This is a genomic window from Bacillota bacterium (genome assembly GCA_012727955.1).
Classification (GTDB): Bacteria; Bacillota; Limnochordia; order DTU087; family JAAYGB01; genus JAAYGB01.
Map to the genome: position 1 here is coordinate 1 of JAAYGB010000050.1, position 19,684 is coordinate 19,684.

Genomic DNA, 19,684 nt, shown 5'->3' on the forward strand with positions numbered 1-19,684 from the left:
CAACTGAGCTACGGGCCCTAATGAAACTGTCATAAAAATATGGTACCCCCAAGGGGATTTGAACCCCTGTCTTCGCCGTGAGAGGGCGATGTCCTAGGCCACTAGACGATGGGGGCCTGATATATGGTGGTCCCTGCTGGCCTCGAACCAGCGACCTCTACCATGTCAAGGTAGCACTCTAACCAACTGAGCTAAGGGACCACGTTGGTGGAGGGAGAAGGATTCGAACCTTCGAAGGCGAAGCCAACAGATTTACAGTCTGCCCCCTTTGGCCAACTTGGGTATCCCTCCAAAGCCGTTTGTCAGAGTGTCAACCACCGACATTTACGATTATAACGGCTACCGCCTTTGATGTCAACATCAAAACCTGGACAAAATCCAAACATCTACTAATCGTAATAAACCACACTTTTCTGACTATACCTCAAAGGTTCCCTTGACCACCGGTACCCCATCCCGCACTAACACCCTGCCCTTAGCGACTACGTGTCGGATCTGCCAATCCTCCCTGGTCAGCACCACGAAATCGGCATCACTTCCCGACAGCACCGCACCCTTGCGAGGGAAGAGATTTAGAAGCCTCGCGGGGTTTTCTGTAACCACCTTGAGCACTTTGTCCGGTGGCAGGCCCTCTCCAAGGACTGCTTCTCGCACTTCCTGAAAAACCAAGTCAACGGGACCAACTTCAAGGGACACTAGGTTACCCTTATCGTCAAAGGTGGGCATACTGCCGTTACCGTCGGAGGTGAGAGTAATCCGCTCCAAATCCCCTTCGGTTTCCAGCAAATGGGCAAAGGCCTTAGGGGCCGCAACGGAATCGCCTTCACCGGAGTTAGGACTAATTCCCGCGGTGAGATCGATGGTTCCCCCAAGCCGGCGCAGCTCCAGGGCCTGCTCAAAAAGCCCTTCTGTGCGATTGACATGGGTGGGATAGAATTGAGTCGGCGGCAAATCCGTGGTCTCAATCACCTCTAACACCTGACTCAGCTGACGACTTCCCCGCCCCACATGCAGGTGAACGACACCCGGCTTTCCCCCCAACATTCCCCCAACCCGGGCTTCTGCTGCGACCCGGGCCAGTTCGGCATTGCCCGCCTGGGCCGACCGATGGTCAGCGATGGCTATCTCTCCGACCCCAATGACCTTATCGATGAGTACCAGGTCCGAGCGGACACCACCGGTAATCGTCCGAGTAGGCAGCTCATAGGCCCCGGTATAGATATAGGTGGAAATCCCCTCAAGCTCTAGGGCTCTGGCCTTGGCCAACAACGCTTCCACCGAGCGGGTGATACCATCGGTCCCCAACACCCCCACCACCGTCGTCACACCCGCGGTGGTCAGGGTACTCAACATAACTTCGGGAGTGCGGGTATGGGGACCACCCTCCCCGCCACCCCCGATTAGATGCACATGACCATCGATAAATCCCGGTACAACGATACAATCCTTCCCGTCGAGAACCTCAATAGCAAAGGCCGAGCTTTCCAGCAGAGAACTCAATCCGTCGGCCTGTAACTGGCTGTCAGTGCCAACAAAGGCAATCCTATCGCCTATGGAAACCACTGACCCACCGCTTTGCCGCCAAGGGGAGTAGACCTCATCTGCCTTCACTACTACTGCGGGAATTCTGCTGCCATCCACTGCTGTTCTGCCTCCGTTCTTGCCTGCTAACATTGAATAGGTACCCTTCGCGGCTAGGCCTTTGCCTGGCTATTTGAGTCTAAGCCAATCTTAAAGGATAAAGATGACCGCAATGATGGTGGTGACCACCAATCCTACCACCACGGGAATCAGGTTCCGCCGAGCCACATCAAAGGGGTTAACATTACAAATCGCCGCGGCAGGCAGCAAAGCCCAGGGAATCAAGGTACCTCCGCCCACCCAAATGGCCGCGATTTGGCCTAGGGCCGTCAAAGTAGCGGTTCCATAGCCAATGGCAGTGCCGAACAATTTGGCCACCGACCCAGCCAAGGATATGCCGGAAAAGCCGGAACCATCGAGACCAGTGATGGCCCCCACCGCGGTCAAGGTACCAGCGCCAATACCGGCGTTTAGGGGAACGGTATGGGCCAAGGCTACACCTAGATCGTTGACCAACCCCTGGGAGGTCTCGGGAAGTCCCGTCCCGAAGATGCTGAAGAACCCAGCATCTCCCAAGTAGAAAAATGCCGCAATGGGGATCACGGGACCAAAGACGCGGAATCCAAACTGAAATCCATGAATCAGATACTCGGTAATCTTCTCAATTCCTTCATTTCTATGGGTGACTAACGAAACCGCCAGCAGGATGAATACCGCGGTGCCACCGACTAGAGCCGTAGCTTCACCGCCCTGTAGGTTGGCTGCGATCATCACAACCACATCGATGAAAAACAGAACCAGGACCATGAAGGCCAGCAAGCGGCGAATCCTTAAGGGCAATCGCTCTGTAGTTTGAGGGGCATCATTGCTCTGATCGTTATTGCTGTTATCCAGTACCGCTGGGCCCAGGGTTCCCCGCTTCAGGTCACGACGCAGGAACCAGAAGGCTACTGCGGTGGTAACCAATCCACAGATGATCACCAAGGGGACGCTAGCGGAAACTACCTCAATGACGGGAATACCAGCGGCGTCTGCAGTCAACTTCGGAGCCCCTTGAATAACAAAGTCACCGGACAGTGCAATTCCATGACCAAATAGGTTCATAGCTATGGCTACACCGATGGGGGGCAGGCCAACCTTCACTGCCACCGGTAACAGAACGACTCCCACCAAGGCCACCGCGGGTGTTGGCCAGAAAAACAAAGAAATAACCATCATCACTATTCCGATTACCCAGTAAGCCATGGTAGGCGTCTTAATCAGCCGGGATACCGGGGCAATCATCGCCTCACTGATTCCCGACTCTGCCAACACCTTACTCATCCCTACGATTATAGAAATAACCAGAATAGTCCCCAGCAATTCCGTAATCGCATAGACAAAGCTATCGAAGATTCCAATCACGGCACTGGATAGAGAGCCTGTAGCCATTATCCCTAGTACGGCGATACCCAATACACACACTAGGGTGGTATCTCGGCGCATCACCATCGTCACGATGATAGCCAGAATAAAGGCTACAAACACCCAATGCAAACCCGTCAATTCAATAGGCATTGGTCAACCTCCTTCTCCTCTCAATGTAGTGCTAGAGTATGCAGGACTTGAGAAGGAGGTTCTTGGGTTCCTAATGATCGTCGCCCTTGGCTAATCCATGGCGGTGCGCGTATACCGCGGCCTGGGTCCGATCCTTTACTTGCAGCTTATCTAGGATGTTGCTGACATGGGTCTTTACTGTTTTGATGCCGATGTGAAGGGTATCGGCGATTTCCTGGTTGCTGAGGCCATCAGCGATTAAGCGAAGTACATCCCTTTCCCGTTCCGTCAAATCCTGATGCAAAGCCCTTGGTCGATGGTTTCGGCCCTTCAACATCTCCATAATCTCCGGGTCGAGAATAGATTGACCCTGGGAAACACTGAAGATAGCCTGCGCGATCTCCTCGGCTCGGGCGGTTTTAAGCAGATAGCCCGCGGCGCCAGCCTCTAGGGCTGGAAACACCCAACTATCCTCGACAAAACTCGTCAACACAATGACCTGGACTGAAGGGTTGTTCTCCTTGATTTCCTTGGTTGCGGCCACCCCATCCATCTCCGGCATGACTAGGTCCATCAAGATCACATCGGGTGCCAGTTCCTGTGCCAATCGTACCGCTTCTTGGCCACCAGCAGCCTCACCCACCACGTCAATGCCGGGCTCCGTCTGCAAGTAGGTAATTAACCCCAAGCGAACCATCTCATGATCATCGACCACCAATACCCGAATTCCAGCCTCCGCCATCTGCTAACACTTCCTTTGTCTGTTACACCCGAGGAATCTGTACATCGATTCTCGTACCCCGTCCCGGCATGGTGACTACCTTCACTCTCCCCCCACACTCCCTGGCCCGTTCTTGCATGGAGGTCAAACCATAGGACATTGGCCGCTGCTCAATTTCCTCCAGGTCAAATCCTACTCCATCGTCGCTAATGACCATGCGAATCACGCTCTCATCCTGACTAAGGGAAACGGACAAGTTGCTGGCTTGGGCGTGGCGAAGAGTATTGGCCACTGCCTCTTGGAAAATCCGCAGCAGATTGTTCTCTGCGGCGGGAGTCAGATCCAGCTCCCAGTCACCTTTGATTTGACACCGAATTAGCCCCCGGCCCTCTAGTTCTGCCAGCACCGACTGGATTGCCTGGGGCAAGGATTCATCGGTCAATTCCACCGGCCGCAGATGGAGCAGCAAAGCCCGCATCTCCCTTTGGGCCTGTTGCGCCAGCTTCTCAATGTGAGCTACACCCTCCCGAGCGCGCTCAGGGTCCTGGGCCAACAATCTTTGGGTCGCGGCAGCAGTCATGGCCAGAGCAAAGAGCTGTTGACTTACTGCGTCATGGAGTTCCCGGGCCAAGCGTTGGCGTTCCGCCATCATCCCAACCTCCTGGGCCTTGGCGGCCAGCTCCTCCTTTTCATCGGCCAACCGCCGGAGCCGCAGGGTCTGCTCCTGCCACCGCTGCGCCATGGCATTGAGCTGCTCCCTGAGTTCATCGGTCCTGGCATCATAGCCCCAACGACCCCACCGCCAATGCAGGTTTCCTTCCGTCAGCATTCGGGCACCATGACGCAAGTCATCAAGGTCCTTCATCAATCCCCGCAAAGAAGCGGTGGCCATCAACACGGCACTGATCACCGCCGCTGCTGCCCCCGCCAACACCACGGCCATCAGTCCCGACGGGGACAACAGCCACACTTCGGTGCCCGCTGTCCAACCGCCGTTGGCCCCCAAAAGCACCAGGACCACAACTCCAAGGGTCACTAACCCCACCAATAGATACCGAGTAATCTCCCGAAGCAATAGGGTTTTGCCGGCCTTCTTACGCATGACGGATCACGACATCCCCCAGTTTCATGTTGAAAAAGAGACGAACTCGCTTCTCTGCCGTGGAGAAGCCAGGACTGGTCCAGGAGAGCTCCCTGCCGAGACCACTGAACTCATCACCGAAGATGGAAATGTCCCCCAGGCTGATCCGGGCATGGACCATGATCCCCAGATCCCGAGGTACTAATATTTCCACCCCTCCCAGTCCACTGACAAACTCTAGGGTGACTTCATCCTTGGCCATCATCGCCTGGGATAAATCGAGGCGAATACCGCCCAACATCGTCTCAAAGCGGGTGTCGTTAAGTTCAAAGGGTTTATCTCCGTAGCTGAGATCGCCGAGGTAAGTGGAGACCACCTGATCACCGCCCCGAAAATCCAGCAAGCTGACCCCGACATAAATGAGAAGTAGGGCCCATCCCACACCCCAGATCGACCAAGATCGGTGGGCGATCCAGCCCAACTTGTTAGCTATCAGCAAGACTCCAACAACTATTGCCAGTACTGGAGCCAATTCGTTCTTTGCCCCTGGCCTTCGTCCCAACTGGCGCGCTCGCTTCACACCGGCAATTTCCTTGACTCCCCACAGAATAAACACCGCGGGCCAATAGGTTAGAACTAGACGCCAGATGCTCAGGTGAATCCAGCCAAGGGCCTTCAACAGCGAGAACACGCCAAAGGCAATGACCAACCAAGCAAAGGCTCGGTTCGGGTTCACATCCTCCGCCTCCTTACCAATCACAACCAAGAACTTCGGCACCTTCCCAGTCCATCCCTGTTCCTCTAACAGACCAAAGCCCTATCACTAGCCTACAGCTTACAGCAGCTTTGGGGAAGGGGCCCAGGCCTGACTTTGTCCTCCGCCTTAAGACTGAGGAAAAAGAGCTTGACAAAAAGAGACAGGCAGCCACCAAGGTGAGTTCCCCGGGCACGCCTGTCTGTTTGTCCCTTGTCTATTGCGAAAATCCCATCAAAGTCAACACAGGAATGTCATAGGCCTAATCTAGAACCTGAACGGAACCATCGTGGTACACTATCCTACCGCCAACCACGGTGAATACCGGTTTCATATCCCCATTAAGCAGGATCAGATCGGCGTCCTTACCCGGTGCGATGGAGCCCTTGCGATGGGCCACACCCACGATCCGGGCGGGAGTCAAGGTGGCCATCGTCACCGCATCCTGTAGAGTAGCGCTGGTGGAGCGCACCATATTGGCAACATTGTAATCCAAGGGCCACACACTGCCAGCCATGGTGTGATCGGTGCTGGCATCGAAGCCCTTCCGCCTCAGGATCCCATCCTTTTTCACCAGGCCGTCGTACTCTCCATCGGGCATTCCCACATAGGTAACGCTATCGGAGATTAAGGCCACTTTATCGACGCCCTTGCAGCGAAGGAGAATCTCCATCGCCACTGGATGGACGTGATACCCGTCGCTAATCAACTCTCCCGTCACCTCATCGGTCACCAAGGCTCCCCCCACCATGTTGGGGCTGCGATGATGCAACCGACTCATTACGTTATAGGTATGGGTGACGTGGCGAAGCCCAGCATCCACCGCCGCCATGAATTCATCGTAGCTAATCTTGGTATGGGCCGCCGCCACTACTACTCCGTTGTCGGCCAAATGCCGAATTCCCGCCAGGGCATTGGGTAGTTCTGGAGCCACTCCCACCAAGCGCAGCAGTCCCTCGCCGGCTTCCATGAACCGATCCAGTTGGTCCAGCTCCACCGTCAAGGGCTCCTCCTCATCCCCAGGCAGGTTTTTTGGGGCCAAGTAGGGTCCTTCCATATGGATCCCCGCTACATCTGCTCCCGCAAGGCCCTGGGCCTTTGCGGTAACAATCCCCTTTACACCGGCCTCCGTTCTCACCGTCGGCAGCCAGCTGGTAACACCCACGGTGGGCAGGAATTCGCTGATCCGATGCACGGCTTCGGGGCCTTCCTCGGCCCTAACTCCGACGGAACCATGGTTATGGATGTCGATATACCCTGGAGCCAAGGTCAATTCCGAGGCATCGATCACCTTCAGATCCTCCGGCAATTGGCTGGCGGGACACAATCCCGCGATCTTACTGTCCTCAATGATCACTGCATAATTGGCCAAACTCCTTTGGGGAGTCAATACCCCTGCTGCTTTGATCGCCCATCTAGTCAATATCCTCAGGCAGCACCTGCCCTCGATCACCCTTCGGGCAGTGCCACCCTGCCCCCCTTCCAATTACTTCCCTTAGTTAGTACCCGGCGTGTTGCTCTTGCCCACCGCGGCAGCACCGACGATGCCGGGCTGACTCAGACCCGATAGTTTCACTACTGGTTTGCTGCGCAAGCCCAGGGACTCCATTCCCTTGTCCAAGGCGTCTAAGAGCAGCTGTCCCGCTCCAGCTACACCGCCACCGATAATCACCAAATCCGGTGCCAGTACCCGACGAATAGCAATCAATCCCACACTGAGATACAACCCGCTGGTATCTACCACCGATAGCGCCGTGGGATCCCCTGCCTTGGCAGCTTCGAATACATCCTTGGCTTCCAGGACTTTCCCGGAGTTAATCTTGCTCCACAGAGGTCCTTCTCCGGCAGCGGTAGCCCTTTCCGTGGCCAATCTGGCTATCGCCGGTGCCGCGGCCAGGGCCTCAAGACAACCCCGTTGACCGCAGGCGCACACCGGACCGTTAAGGTCAGCAATGATGTGCCCAATCTCACCGCCATCTTCACCCTTGCCACCCCGGATCAGTTGACCACCGGAAATGATCCCGCCACCGACACCAGTCCCAATTGCCATATAGAAAAGATCGGAAACGCCTTGGCCCGCGCCGTACACCAGTTCTCCCACCGCCGCGGCATTTGTATCATTTTCCAAGAAGGTGGGCAGCCCCGTCCTTTCCTGCAGCCAGCTGCAGATGGGAGTATTGTTCCAGGGCAAATTAGCAGCGCCAACGGCTACACCCCGACCGCTATCCACGCTACCGGGGACGGCCACTCCGATCCCTCCCACTTGCACAGACTCGGTATCGGCTGCAACCATCAACTCCTCCACCAGATGGGCCAACTGCTCAAGGATTGCCCGATCACTGGAACAATCCGTCGGCAATTTCCTTTCCGCAACGATTCTACCATCAACGACAAGACCGGCTTTGATGCCGGTGCCCCCAACATCCAGTCCTATCCATCCCTGCATCATAGGTCCACTCCTTGCCACATATATCTAGTACCTTTGGTTGATCATTGCCACGAAGATTGCTTCGGGCAAAAATTGCTACTTCCTGCCAGCATAAAGGAAAAACCGGACCGCAAACTAAGGTGGAAGCCCAAGACTGAGGAGGTGCAAGACGTGGCCAACCTGACGCAAGTAGAATTCAACACCATCCGTGAACTGCTGGGCCCGGCCTTTACCGGCAAGAACAAATTCACCACCTACGCAGAGCAAGCGCAGGATCCTAAGATGCAAAGGGCCTTTCAACAGTTGGCAGACACCTGTACCCAAAAGGCCAACACCTTACTAAACCTGTTGGGGTAAAGGAGGTAACATCTTGATCACCTACAGAGACATGGTAATGGACGCCCTCAGCTGCGTAAAGCATGAGATTATCGACTACACCAAGGCCGCACAAGAAGCCAGTAACCAAAATGTCCGCCAAGCGTTCCTCCAAATTCGCAACCAAGCGGAGCAGATGCAGCTGCAGCTCGCAGAAATCGCGATGGAAAATGGGTGGTACGTCCCTTCACCCCCAGCCGATCCCACTGTGGTTCAGCAGACCAAGCATCAACTGCAGCAAGCGGTCCAAACACCAACAATGGTGTAGAAATCTGGGCACCTATCTCAGCCTGTTAAGACGAAAGCCGGATCCCCCCACTGGGAATCCGGCTTCTTGCGTTGCTGTAAAAGCTATTAGTCGTTGAAGTAGTAGGGCTTACCGGTCTTAGCAGACTCGTAGATAGCCTCGAGAATCTGGGTAACGACATAGGCCTCCCGGGGCTTAACCAAGGGCTCGGTGTCGTTGATGATGGAATCGATCCACTGCTTGGCCTCGATATCCTCAGGGTTAGCACCGGCAGCATCGTAGAAGGCAACTCCCTTGCCGTCCAACTCAACGTTGGTGGTGTAGAGGTTACCATGCCTCTCGCCGTTGATCCGCAGACCATCGAGAAAGTCAGCACCGGCCTCGGTACCACAGAGGACACATTGGGCTTCGCCAACTTGCAGGGTGTTCAGGGCCCAAGAAGCCTCAAGAACAACGGTCATGCCGTTCTCAAATTGAACGAAACCAAAGGCGGAGTCCTCAACGGTAAACTTCTCAGGATCCCAAGGACCCCAAGCGTTGGCGGCATTAGCCCGCTTGCCCAGCTTGTGATAGGTAACACCCATGGCGCTGACTGGCTTGTAGTTGTTGGTCAACCACAGAGTCAGGTCCAAGGCGTGGGTTCCGATGTCGATGAGGGGACCGCCACCTTGAGCCTCTTCGTTCAAGAAGGAACCCCAGGTCGGTACTGCCCGGCGGCGAACAGCCATAGCCCGTGCAAAGTAAACATCGCCCAACTCACCGTCGTCCACCAGCTTCTTCAGATGCTGGCTATCGGCACGGAAGCGGCTCTGATAACCAATGGTCAGCTTCTTGCCGGTACGCTCGGCAGCGTCGACCATCTTCTTGGCCTCAGCAGAGTTGATAGCCATCGGCTTCTCACACATGACGTGCTTGCCAGCCTCAAGGGCATCAACGGTGATGAAGGAGTGGGCATCGTTGGTGGTAAGTACGTGAACCACATCGATCTCTTCGATAGCTACCAGATCACGGTAGTCAGTGAATACCTTGGCATCGGGGGTGCCGTATTCCTTGGCGGCCTTTTCAGCCCGCTCAATGATCAGGTCACAGAAGGCGACCATTTCAACGTTGTCCAGCTTGCTGAGGGCAGGCATGTGCTTCCCGTTGGCAATGCCTCCACATCCGACAATACCAACTTTCAGTTTTTTGCTCACTAAAGCCTCTCCTTTCGACAGACGACTGGGTTGGTTCCCGTCGTCTCGATAAATTATCTCGTTTTCCTCAAGGATAGTTTCGCCATTATAGTTTGGTTTCCTTTTCCAACTTATCCACCAACGAAAGTCGGAAAATCCCAACTCGTTTTAAAAAGCGTCAATTGCAGCAACCATCTGGACAGTTTCTTCGGGAGTTATTTGACCACCATGGAGCCACTCCTCCAAAGATTGCCCTGCCAGCCTTGGCTTCATCCCAGGATCGTTGATGCGATACATCAGACTGTCTCGCACCGAATACTCAACCTCAAGCCCCGGGGGACGAATGGCTGCGGGAAAGGCCACCTTGGCAGACTCCAGGCCAAAACTCCAGACTCCATGGGCTACAAGGCGAGCAAAGCTGTCAGAATCTGGTTCTAAGGTAGCAAAATCCTGCACCTGCAGCACCTTGTTGTCGTCAACGTTGGCTATAAGGTACGCGACGACCTGATCACCCCGCAGCAGCACCCAACCCCGCCCCGCTTCCGAGCGGACCCAGCGCCGCCAGTAAAGGTCGTCTCGGACTATCATACCGTTAAATCCCCGAGCGTACTCATCGTAAACGGTAGCTACCTGATTTAGCTCCCAGTCATCATCCCAATCCAAAAGACGACAATCTTGGTCTCGAGCCGCTGTCACCTGGGCTTCGGCTCGATAGGACCGAATGGACTCCCAACCATAACGGGCGTAGTGATTGGGAACCCCGGTTCCCAACGCGGACACCACCAGGCCCTGCCGTTCCATATAGGCGATGGACATCTCCAGAAGCTTACTGGACAGTCCCTGTCGGCGAAACTGAGGTTTGGTGCTCACTTCACCGATTCCGCCCATGGCAGTGATCTGCCCCTGCAGATACACATTCCGCAGGAACACCCGGATGGTACTGGCGATCTCGCCGTCAATCACAGCCACCTGAATCCCTGACAAGCGTCGGCGGGAGTCGTTATACCAGTGACGCATAAAATAAAGGCGCATCCTGTCGGTGTACTCCCCCTGGGTAAAAACCTGGGCACAATGATCAAACCATTGATTCAGTTCTTCCCGGCGCAAAGTTCGAAACTCCACCATCGGACTGACACCACCTTTTCTGATCCTACATCCCCATAATGTTGTATCCAGCATCGACATGGATCACTTCCCCAGTGATTCCCGTCGACAAGTCACTACTCAGAAAGACAGCGGTTCCCGCAACTTCCTCGGAGTCAATATTACGCTTCAAGGGCGTCTTGTCTCCATGTAATTTCATCATCTCGGTGAATCCGGAAATTCCCCGCGCGGCCAAGGTGTTCACTGGACCGGCGGAGATGGCATTAACCCGCACCTGCTTTGGTCCTAGGTCAGAGGCCAGATACCGCACCGATGCCTCCAGGGCGGCCTTAGCCACACCCATCACATTGTAATTGGGAACTACCTTTTCTGCACCGAAGTAGGTGAGAGTCATCACACTGGCCTGGGGCGCAAAAAGCTCCGAGAAGGCGTTGCACATCGCCACCAAGGAGTAGGCAGAAATATCCAAGGCCACGGCAAAGGCCTCCCGACTGGTCTCCAAATAGGAGTTTTGCAGTGCCTCCTTGGGAGCATAGGCCATGGCGTGGACAAATCCATCCAGCGATCCCGCGACCCCTTTGATGGCTTCCGCGGCAGCTGTGATTTCGGCGTCATTGGTAACATCACATTGCACCAAAGCCAAAGGCTGTCGAGATAGGTCCCCGAGGATTTTCTCCAGATTACCCTTCATTCTCTCGTTCTGATACCCCAAAATCAGGTCCGCGCCTTGGGCATCCATCGCTCGGGCGATACTCCATGCAATACTTCTTTTGTTGGCAATATTAAAAATCGCGATTTTCTTACCCTTGAGCAGCACCGCATCATCCCCTTTACTTTCTACAATTTCTAGAGAGGAAACTTTTTCCGATAGCCCCTTAGTTAACCCAAGTTCCACGATATTTAGTCTTTCTCCTTCAGACCAAATCACAACTCGGGTCTCAAGCTGTCAGCCTTTACCAAATCAAAAGGGGACCAACTCGATGTGAAGTCAGTCCCCTTCCCTACCTGAAATATGTCTTAATGAATACCCCTCTATTCCCTCGGGGCCAAGAAATTAGTCCAATAGGCCCAGCTGCCGCATATTGTAGATAAACACCGAATCGATGGTATCGGTGCCGTGGGTGCCGGGGAAGTTAAGCAACTCCACATACTTGGCACCGGCGGCTTCCGCGACCGGTTGCGCCTGCGCGCTGTGCCAGTTCTCAATTACCATGTCCGGCTCAGCGGCAATTAATTCAGCGATTTGGTTGGGAGTAAGCTCGTTGACACCGATGATACCAACCACATCGTAACCCAACCATCGAACTAGCTTTTCTTGATGGAAACTAACCAGTACCTTAATATTCTCCGTTCCTTGGGCAGCAGCCCGCTCCCGCACCCTTTGTGACAGGGGAACAAACTCAGCTTCCCAGGCCCGCTGCAGATCCTGGGTGCCCAGCTTCTCTGCCAGAGCCCGAGTATGTTCCACCAAGTGGTCGGGACTATTGTTGGTGGCGACTATACACAGCTTCTCCTCAGGAATGTCATTGGCAGCCACCAGGTTGCGGATGAAGCCCTCGTACCCGCCCCAGAAAATCATATCTGCCTCAAGGGCCTTCTGAACATCGGAGGGACGAAAATCGTACTCCGGAGGATGCCGCAGATCCAAGGGAGCAAGCACCTGGACATTTCTTGCCCCCGCAGCCCTGGCAATGGCGCCGGTCCAAGCCGTTGAGGCCACATAGACCTTGTCTGAACCTCCATCAGCGGCGCCACCTACCACCGTCCAAGCCAACACCATCATCATTACTAGAGTAAGAACTACTGCCGTGAGTCTCCTATCCATTGGCTCCAACTCCCTTCTGTACCCTTAGTTTTCTTAGTCCTAGTTCCAGGGGATAGGACAACCCCACTACTACCACTCCCACCGCGGCCACACTGGCCCCAATGGGTAGATCCCACAGTACCGACAGGACAACTCCGCCTCCAGCAGTCACCAGGCCCAATCCCGAGGACCAGAGAAAGGCCTGGCCCAGATTTCGTCCCAGGCGCAAGCCGGCCGTGGCCGGCAGCAGGAACAGAGCATCCAGCAGCAGAGCTCCCACCAAGCGAATGGCCAAGGCAATAGCCAGACCCACCATGGTGAGCAACACGTATCTAATAGCGGTTTCGGGAACTCCCAGGGCCACCGCCAAGCGGGAATCAAAGAGGACAATTTGCACATCACGATACCACCGAATCACCGCAATCAGAATCACCGCTGCCAAGGCCACGGTGAGCAGCACATCCTGACGCCGCAGCATCAGGACGCTGCCGGCAAAAAGGTCAAAGGCCTGCATAGCCGGAATCCCCGTCTTGTAAAAGAGGATGAAGGCGGCGGCCAAGGAGCCCGTCATCAACAACCCCGCTGCCGCTGGAGTGTTGACTCTGGTGCGATCCGCGACGGGACCTAACAGGAGAGAAGCCGCGGCAATTCCCCCAATTCCTCCCAACAGAGGATCAAAGCCAACCACCAGCGCTACTGCCCCTCCCAGAAGGCCAACGTGCATCAGGGCAAACCGGATCACCTGCAGGTTCAAGTTGACGATGAGCACCCCTAAAATCGGAAAGGTAGCCCCCGCCACCAATAGTCCCACCAGCGCCCGCTGCATGAAAGGGATGGTCACCATCTGCTGTAACGTCATCAAATCACCACTCTTTCCAGTCCCGCGGCATGCAGCCGGTAGACGGCATCGGCGCCGGTCATCAACTTGCTGTCATGGCTGATCATCAAAGTGGTCAAATCCCGGCTGCGATGGAGCCCATAGATCAGCTCCATTAACTCCTGCTGAGCCCTTTCATCGAGATAGGTGGTGGGCTCGTCCAGGATCAAAAGCTGCGGCTCCCGCACTAGGGCCCGGGCTAGGGACACCCGCTGTTGTTGTCCCCCAGACAACTCCTTCCAATCGGCATCTCGATAGGCTGCCATTCCTACGGCCTCCAGTACTGCCAAGGCCCTTTCTCGATCCTTGGGTCCTGGCCAGTACCGGTACTGAAAGCTACCCCACAGACCCAGCAAGACAGCGTCAAGCACTGTGATAGGCATCTGGCCGGGATCATTTTGTTGAGCCAGATATCCCGTCTGCAGCCTCACCCATCGCCGGGTAGCCCGATCCACCAGTTCCCGTCCCAAGACCTGGACCCGTCCCGATCGAATTGGCAGAAGCCCTAGGATTACCCGGAACAGAGTTGTCTTACCGATGCCGTTGGGCCCCACTACTCCGACTAGGTGTCCTCGGGGTACGACAAAATCAATGGAACGAAGTACCGGTTGGTCGTCGTATCCCGCGGTCACCCCTGTTAGCTCCACGGCGGGAGAATTGGTTTTCACTCTGCCCCACCTCGAGACAGCTTTACACCTTGATTTTGGAAGAACTCTGCCAATCGCCGGAAAGCCTCCCCAGGCTCCGAGATCTCTGCCACCATCTGCTCCATTAGACAAAGCTCACCGGGTCTTTGGCCCATGATGTTCTCCACTAAGACCTCATAGTGAACCTCTACCCCGTGTTGTTCCAAGACCGCCACCGCTGGTTCGCTCATCACTGGGCTGTACACCGTCGTCATACCGCCCTTCACCGCTAAGAAGGCTGCCGCCTTGCCGATGACTCGATCGGCCAGAGAGGCCTGCCACAGCCTGGCTGGGTCGACGCTGCTTACAACCCGCAGCAGAGGGAGCACACCTTTGCCCTCTTCCCTGGTCACTTCGGTGCCATCTTTGACCACCACTAAGGCCGCTGTGGAAGTTTCCAACAGGGTCCTAGCCAATTCCCAATCCTGCATCTGCCATCACCTTCTTTACTCAAAAAAAGGACCACGAAGGCAGCGGACTTTGTCCGCGGCAATCGGACTGGTGCCCGATCCCTGACCTTCGTGGCCCGTTATTTTTGAAATATGTAGTAAATTCCTAGATCATAGGCTTTGTTCCCTTGTCACCACCTACGGCAGCCGGCATAAAGGCAATCACTTTCTGTAATCGCAAGTAGAACGGGTCTACTGGAAGACTTCTGTCTCCGGGTTTAGATTACCGATTCGCCGTAGTTATCCAATTTGCCAAGGGCAAAGTCTGACACAACCATATCATACTACAGATTCAATTTGCTGACAACCTAACGCCAAGCCCTACTGGCTTTGTTCCGCCTGATACACCCTCCGATGTCCCATCACCAAAAGTTCTACCTTCAGGGTCTGATCAGCGGCCCTTTCCAGGACCGTGAAGGTACCAGCGGACTCTAGGCCCACAGTTTTTCCTCCGTGCTCAGCCAGCAACCTCTGGGGATGATAGGAAGCCATATCCACCGCCACGGCAAAGGGGATTTCCCCCATCTCCTGGGCATTGGTAACGGCACGAAGCAGAGTCAAAGCAGAACCGGCCAGGTAGGGAGTTCCGCTAAGCCGGACCACCCCTTCTGCCTGTAATTCAACCTCCATCCCCAAGGTTCGATAGTGCCCTGGCGGCAAGCCCGCCACAGACACCGCATCGGACACCAACACCACCCGATGCTCCCCCTTACTGCGGACCATGGCCTTAAACACGTCGGGAGGCAGGTGGAATCCGTCGGCGATGAGACCGGCCCACAGGCGATCCTCGGACATCTGGGTCCAGATGTAGTTGGGGTGCCTGGGAACCATGGCATGGGAACCATTACCCAAGTGAGTTGACATCACCGCTCCTGCATCGACAGCCTGGCGAATTTGCTCCGGTGTGGCATTGGTATGACCAATGGCCGGGATAACATCGGACTTAACCAGATTAGCGATAAAATCCAGCGCCTCGGGATACTCCGGACTGAGGGTTACCAGCCGAATGTTGCCTCTGGCCGCTTCCTGCAGACGGAGAAACTCCTCCCAATCCGGTGGTCTGGCCTCCTCCCTGGGGTGGGCCCCCCGGGGACCATCCTCAGCAGAGATGTAGGGACCTTCCATGTGAATGCCCGGCATCGATTGACCCCAATTGTCGTCCTCCATTGCCTCGGCGATCAAGGCTAAGGATCGACTCATTCGCTCAAAGGAACCGGTGGTAATCGTGGGGAGAAAATAGGCAACACCCAGTGCCCGTTGGGCGGCTACCACAGAGAAAATCTTTTCCAAGGATAGCTGGTCCGGCTGGTTGAAATCCACCCCACAATAGCCGTTGATCTGCATATCCATCAGTCCCGGTGCCAGAATCAACTCCCGATCGCCGGGTCCAATCTCCAGCTCTACCTCCGCGGACACCGGCGTCACCTGCCAGCGCTGGTTCTCATCCATCTCTACCTTGACCGGCTGCTTCGTCTTGTAGTGGCGACAGAGCCACTCCATGGTAACTCACCCTTCCTGAAACTTCGCGATTTCAGCAAACTCCGGAGTCAATTTCTCATACAAGGAGCGATACAACCGATACAGCTCCCGATATCTCTTGGTTGCTGTCCCGTCAGGCTCAACCTCTGCTTCCACCACTACCAGTTCCGTCACCGCATCTAAATTCGACACCTCACCGAGGGCAACGGCGGCTAGGAAGGCTGCGCCAAAGGCAGATCCCTCCAACACCTTCGGCAGCTGAACACTGACACCAAAGACATCGGCCATCATCTGAACCCACACCGGGGAGTTGGCGAATCCTCCGGAAGCCAAGATCTGCTGGGGCCGGCCCAGCAACTCAACCAGGGCCTCATACACCCCAAACAGGTGGAAGGTGACACCCTCCATCATCGCCCGATAGACCTCTGGGGCGCCGTGTCCGCTGTTTAGCCCAAACAAAACTCCCCGGGAATCGGGATTCCACCCGGGACTGCGTTCGCCAAACAACATCGGCAAAAAGACCAGACCTCGGCTGCCCGCCGGGACAGAGCTGGCCCATTGATCGAGAAGTTCGTAAATTCCCAGCCCTCGCTTTTCTGCCTCCCGCTGAGCGCCCTGGCCAAAATTATGGCGAAACCAATTGGTTATATTGCCGCCGTTGTTCAGGGCTCCGCCACTGACCCACTTGCCCTGGGCTAGGTAATAACACCAACACCGCTGCTTCGGATCCAGTTTCGGAGAGTCCATTACAGCCCGCACCGCTCCCGAGGTTCCCACCATGGCCACCATCTGGCCCGGGCGAACGGCCCCCGACCCCAAGTTAGACAGAGTTCCGTCCGTTGCTCCCAGCACCACAGGTATATCCATGGGAAGAGAGCGACTCTCGGCATACTGGCCGCCAAAGCCCGGCAAAACCGTCATGGGATCCGCCAGTTGGGGTAACAGGTCCCGACTAATTCCCGCCGCGGCAACGGCCCCATCGTCCCAATCCATCGTCTCTAGGTTGAAGAGTCCCGTTGTCGAAGCTGTAGAGAATTCCTCCAGAATTTGCCCCGTCAGCTTATACACCACGTAGCCCTTGATGGAGAGGATCTTCGCCGTCTTGGCCATTAGTTCCGGCTGATTCTCCTTCAGCCACAATAACTTGGCCGGCAAATAGGTGGGATGCACCGGGCAACCGGTACGGCCATACAGGTCATCGGTCTGTGCCCGCTGAACCAACTGCTGGGCTTGGTCCCGGGACCGCAAGTCTGCCCAGATAATCGCCTTCGTCAAAGGGTTTCCCTCAGAGGACAGCAAGATTAGGCTGTGCATCACCGCGGAGATCCCAATGGCCTTTGGTTTTTTCCCCTGCAGCTTTGGGTGGGCCATCACCTCATTTATCACCTGGACCACGGAATCTAGGATCTCATCGGGATCCTGCTCTGCCCACCCGGCCCGAGGTATGGATAATGCGTAGCTTCCGCTGGCACTGGCCAGCAGGTTAAACTCCCGGTCAAAGGCTACCGCTCGGCAGCTGGATGTTCCAATATCTAGTCCTATATAATACGTCATTGTCCTCCGGCGACAAAACCCCGGGAACCGAGGCTAAGACCGCCTCCCGCCTTTCCCTATATCACGCTGGTATGTCTTCAAAGCTAACCTACAGCAAGGATAGCTCTGCTAGTTCCTTGCGTAGCTCATCTACTTCTTGATACTCCAAACCCCTTAAGGGTGCCTTTATCCCACCAAAGGAAATACCCCGGAGAGATACTGCGGCTTTGAAGCGAGCCAAATAGGGGCCCTGCTTGAGAATATCCCGGACTTGGTTCACCTGATACTGCAACCGGCGAGCTGTCTCCAGATCTTCATCGGTGTAGGCTTTGTACAACCTGACCATCAGCTCCGGAAAAACATTGGCTACGGCAGAAATCACCCCAACACCGCCAACGGCCAAGGCCGGCAAGAAGAGAACATCGCTGCCGACGATCACCCGATAGCCTTCACCAAGGACGGAAATGTAATCCTGGAGGCGAGCCACATCCTTACTGGAATCCTTCACTCCCGCCACCGAGGGGCAATAGGAGGCAATCTCCTTTGCCAGAGCGGGACTGATATCATTGCGGCTGTTGGCCGGCAAATTGTAGATATATAGCGGCAAATCGGGAACCGCTTCCGCTACCCTGCGGTAATGGGTCAATAACCCAGTGGCATCGAACTTGTAAAAGTAAGGCGCCACCACTCCAATGGCATCGGCACCGATGGAGCGAGCATGCTGCGCCAACTCCACCGTCTCAGTGGTGGAGAAGGAACCGACATGGACCATTACCGGCACTCGACCATTGGCCGCATCCACTACAGCTTCCGCTACTTCCTTCCGCTCCGTGGAGTTCAGCAGCATTCCCTCTCCTGTAGTCCCACAGGGATAGAGACCGTGAACCCCCTTATCAATTAAAAAGTCCACCAGGGCAATAATTGCATCGGTGTCTACCCTTCCATCGACACGAAAGGGCGACAGCAACGCAGGTATGACCCCGTGAAAATCCTTACTCACAATCTCTCCTCCAATCTTAGGCCTCTCCAAGGCTTTCTACAGCTGTCTTCTGGTTCCTGCCAGGGCCTTCCCCTCATCCAACAAGGGAAAGCCAGCAGTATAATCGAATTCTTCAAAGCGAGTCTAGCTTACCCTTCCTAAGGACAGGGCTAGTTGGACTCTAACAGCGAAAAACGAGGTGAACCCTAATGAATACCCCATTTGCGCCCCAAGCACGGATTCTGTTTCAAGGAGACAGTGTCACCGACTGCGGTCGAGACCGCAACAACACCTTTGACTTAGGCGGCGGCTATCCCGCCCTGATCGCTGCCCGGCTTTGGGCTGAACTTCCGGAGCTCAATCTTGAGGTGCTCAATCGCGGCATCAGCGGTAACCGAGTCTATGATCTGGAAACCCGCTGGGAAGAAGATTGCATCCAGCTGCAGCCAGACTGGGTCAGCATTCTGATCGGCATCAACGACACCTGGAGAAGATACGATCGTGACCTGGTATCGCCCATCGATGAATTTACCGCCTGCTATCGACGGATCTTGACTCAGACGGTGGAAACAACGGGAGCGAAGTTGATCCTGTGTGATCCCTTTGTCCTGCCCTACCCCGAGGATCGGAGAGCCTGGCGAGAGGACCTAGACCCGAGAATCACCGCGGTCAGAGATCTGGCCCGGGAATTTGACGCTATCTACGTACCCTTGGATGGAATCTTCGCTGCGGCGTCCGCCCGGCGTGAACCGGCCTTCTGGGCTGCCGATGGAGTCCATCCCACCTTGGCCGGTCACGGTCTCATCGCCAAGGCCTGGCTTAATGCCGTCTGTGGATAGGGCAAAAACAGAGGCTCCAACTAAGGGAGCCTAGATAGA

At 55.4% G+C, this 19,684-nt stretch carries 20 protein-coding genes and 3 tRNA genes; 3 read left to right on the forward strand and 20 right to left on the reverse strand.

All coding sequences use genetic code 11. The features are described 5' to 3' along the window. Positions 1-40: 40 nt before the first annotated feature. The 10 genes from GX030_08825 to GX030_08870 form a co-directional block, all read right to left on the reverse strand. A tRNA-Glu gene (locus tag GX030_08825) sits at positions 41-116 on the reverse strand. A gap of 8 nt (positions 117-124) precedes the next feature. After that, a tRNA-Val gene (locus GX030_08830) sits at positions 125-201 on the reverse strand. A 4-nt stretch (positions 202-205) separates the two neighbouring features. Beyond that, a tRNA-Tyr gene (locus GX030_08835) sits at positions 206-291 on the reverse strand. Between the two features lie 126 nt (positions 292-417). Then, complete coding sequence (locus GX030_08840) at positions 418-1,641, reverse strand: beta-aspartyl-peptidase (GenBank protein NLV92478.1); 1,224 nt, start codon at positions 1,639-1,641, stop codon at positions 418-420. A gap of 90 nt (positions 1,642-1,731) precedes the next feature. After that, on the reverse strand, positions 1,732-3,138 hold the full coding sequence (locus tag GX030_08845; GenBank protein ID NLV92479.1) for a hypothetical protein: 1,407 nt from the start codon (positions 3,136-3,138) through the stop codon (positions 1,732-1,734). 70 nt (positions 3,139-3,208) lie between these two features. Continuing rightward, a complete protein-coding gene (locus GX030_08850; protein ID NLV92480.1) occupies positions 3,209-3,859 on the reverse strand; it encodes a response regulator transcription factor in 651 nt (216 codons plus the stop codon). 22 nt (positions 3,860-3,881) lie between these two features. Then, positions 3,882-4,940: a sensor histidine kinase gene (locus tag GX030_08855; protein NLV92481.1), complete on the reverse strand. Its 1,059-nt coding sequence runs from the start codon at positions 4,938-4,940 to the stop codon at positions 3,882-3,884. Continuing rightward, on the reverse strand, positions 4,933-5,697 hold the full coding sequence (locus GX030_08860; GenBank protein ID NLV92482.1) for a cell wall-active antibiotics response protein: 765 nt from the start codon (positions 5,695-5,697) through the stop codon (positions 4,933-4,935). Before GX030_08860 ends, GX030_08855 begins: the two co-directional genes overlap by 8 nt. A gap of 238 nt (positions 5,698-5,935) precedes the next feature. After that, positions 5,936-7,096 carry an N-acetylglucosamine-6-phosphate deacetylase gene (gene nagA / locus GX030_08865; GenBank protein ID NLV92483.1) on the reverse strand — a complete coding sequence of 387 codons (1,161 nt, stop codon included), beginning with the start codon at positions 7,094-7,096 and terminating at the stop codon, positions 5,936-5,938. Between the two features lie 72 nt (positions 7,097-7,168). Next, the gene (locus tag GX030_08870) at positions 7,169-8,119 is read right to left on the reverse strand and encodes an ROK family protein (GenBank protein NLV92484.1); all 951 of its coding nucleotides are present in this window, start codon (positions 8,117-8,119) and stop codon (positions 7,169-7,171) included. A 153-nt stretch (positions 8,120-8,272) separates the two neighbouring features. Here GX030_08870 and GX030_08875 point away from each other — a divergent pair, with 153 nt between their 5' ends. Both GX030_08875 and GX030_08880 read left to right on the forward strand, forming a co-directional pair. After that, a complete protein-coding gene (locus GX030_08875) occupies positions 8,273-8,458 on the forward strand; it encodes a hypothetical protein (GenBank protein NLV92485.1) in 186 nt (61 codons plus the stop codon). Between the two features lie 13 nt (positions 8,459-8,471). Beyond that, complete coding sequence (locus tag GX030_08880) at positions 8,472-8,744, forward strand: spore coat protein (GenBank protein NLV92486.1); 273 nt, start codon at positions 8,472-8,474, stop codon at positions 8,742-8,744. An 86-nt stretch (positions 8,745-8,830) separates the two neighbouring features. Here the strand turns inward: GX030_08880 and GX030_08885 are convergent, their stop codons facing one another. The 10 genes from GX030_08885 to GX030_08930 form a co-directional block, all read right to left on the reverse strand. Further along, the gene (locus tag GX030_08885; protein ID NLV92487.1) at positions 8,831-9,916 is read right to left on the reverse strand and encodes a Gfo/Idh/MocA family oxidoreductase; all 1,086 of its coding nucleotides are present in this window, start codon (positions 9,914-9,916) and stop codon (positions 8,831-8,833) included. Positions 9,917-10,063: 147 nt separating this feature from the next. Then, on the reverse strand, positions 10,064-11,020 hold the full coding sequence (locus tag GX030_08890; protein ID NLV92488.1) for a GNAT family N-acetyltransferase: 957 nt from the start codon (positions 11,018-11,020) through the stop codon (positions 10,064-10,066). Between the two features lie 25 nt (positions 11,021-11,045). Next, the gene (locus GX030_08895; protein ID NLV92489.1) at positions 11,046-11,816 is read right to left on the reverse strand and encodes an enoyl-ACP reductase; all 771 of its coding nucleotides are present in this window, start codon (positions 11,814-11,816) and stop codon (positions 11,046-11,048) included. Between the two features lie 237 nt (positions 11,817-12,053). Beyond that, positions 12,054-12,824: a zinc ABC transporter substrate-binding protein gene (locus tag GX030_08900; GenBank protein NLV92490.1), complete on the reverse strand. Its 771-nt coding sequence runs from the start codon at positions 12,822-12,824 to the stop codon at positions 12,054-12,056. Further along, positions 12,817-13,662 (reverse strand): metal ABC transporter permease, encoded by an 846-nt coding sequence (locus tag GX030_08905; protein NLV92491.1) that lies wholly within the window; start codon positions 13,660-13,662, stop codon positions 12,817-12,819. The genes GX030_08900 and GX030_08905 overlap by 8 nt, the downstream gene beginning before the upstream one ends. Next, complete coding sequence (locus GX030_08910; protein NLV92492.1) at positions 13,662-14,348, reverse strand: ATP-binding cassette domain-containing protein; 687 nt, start codon at positions 14,346-14,348, stop codon at positions 13,662-13,664. Before GX030_08910 ends, GX030_08905 begins: the two co-directional genes overlap by 1 nt. Continuing rightward, positions 14,345-14,797 carry a DUF1893 domain-containing protein gene (locus tag GX030_08915; GenBank protein ID NLV92493.1) on the reverse strand — a complete coding sequence of 151 codons (453 nt, stop codon included), beginning with the start codon at positions 14,795-14,797 and terminating at the stop codon, positions 14,345-14,347. Before GX030_08915 ends, GX030_08910 begins: the two co-directional genes overlap by 4 nt. A gap of 339 nt (positions 14,798-15,136) precedes the next feature. Beyond that, positions 15,137-16,315: an amidohydrolase family protein gene (locus GX030_08920; GenBank protein ID NLV92494.1), complete on the reverse strand. Its 1,179-nt coding sequence runs from the start codon at positions 16,313-16,315 to the stop codon at positions 15,137-15,139. Between the two features lie 6 nt (positions 16,316-16,321). Next, a complete protein-coding gene (locus GX030_08925) occupies positions 16,322-17,848 on the reverse strand; it encodes a gluconokinase (GenBank protein ID NLV92495.1) in 1,527 nt (508 codons plus the stop codon). A gap of 88 nt (positions 17,849-17,936) precedes the next feature. Next, complete coding sequence (locus tag GX030_08930) at positions 17,937-18,827, reverse strand: dihydrodipicolinate synthase family protein (GenBank protein NLV92496.1); 891 nt, start codon at positions 18,825-18,827, stop codon at positions 17,937-17,939. A 188-nt stretch (positions 18,828-19,015) separates the two neighbouring features. On the opposite strand from GX030_08930, the gene GX030_08935 reads away from it, so the two are divergent. Further along, the gene (locus GX030_08935) at positions 19,016-19,645 is read left to right on the forward strand and encodes an SGNH/GDSL hydrolase family protein (GenBank protein NLV92497.1); all 630 of its coding nucleotides are present in this window, start codon (positions 19,016-19,018) and stop codon (positions 19,643-19,645) included. Positions 19,646-19,684 lie beyond the last annotated feature (39 nt).

Bases quoted from the DNA above. Each gene is read 5' to 3' on its own strand.
- GX030_08850 (NLV92480.1), bottom strand. From the start codon at position 3,859: ATGGCGGAGGCTGGAATTCGGGTATTGGTGGTCGATGATCATGAGATG.
- GX030_08920 (NLV92494.1), bottom strand. From the start codon at position 16,315: ATGGAGTGGCTCTGTCGCCACTACAAGACGAAGCAGCCGGTCAAGGTA.
- GX030_08870 (NLV92484.1), bottom strand. From the start codon at position 8,119: ATGCAGGGATGGATAGGACTGGATGTTGGGGGCACCGGCATCAAAGCC.
- GX030_08855 (NLV92481.1), bottom strand. From the start codon at position 4,940: ATGCGTAAGAAGGCCGGCAAAACCCTATTGCTTCGGGAGATTACTCGG.
- GX030_08905 (NLV92491.1), bottom strand. From the start codon at position 13,662: ATGACGTTACAGCAGATGGTGACCATCCCTTTCATGCAGCGGGCGCTG.
- GX030_08845 (NLV92479.1), bottom strand. From the start codon at position 3,138: ATGCCTATTGAATTGACGGGTTTGCATTGGGTGTTTGTAGCCTTTATT.
- GX030_08900 (NLV92490.1), bottom strand. From the start codon at position 12,824: ATGGATAGGAGACTCACGGCAGTAGTTCTTACTCTAGTAATGATGATG.
- GX030_08915 (NLV92493.1), bottom strand. From the start codon at position 14,797: ATGCAGGATTGGGAATTGGCTAGGACCCTGTTGGAAACTTCCACAGCG.
- GX030_08890 (NLV92488.1), bottom strand. From the start codon at position 11,020: ATGGTGGAGTTTCGAACTTTGCGCCGGGAAGAACTGAATCAATGGTTT.
- GX030_08935 (NLV92497.1), top strand. From the start codon at position 19,016: ATGAATACCCCATTTGCGCCCCAAGCACGGATTCTGTTTCAAGGAGAC.
- GX030_08925 (NLV92495.1), bottom strand. From the start codon at position 17,848: ATGACGTATTATATAGGACTAGATATTGGAACATCCAGCTGCCGAGCG.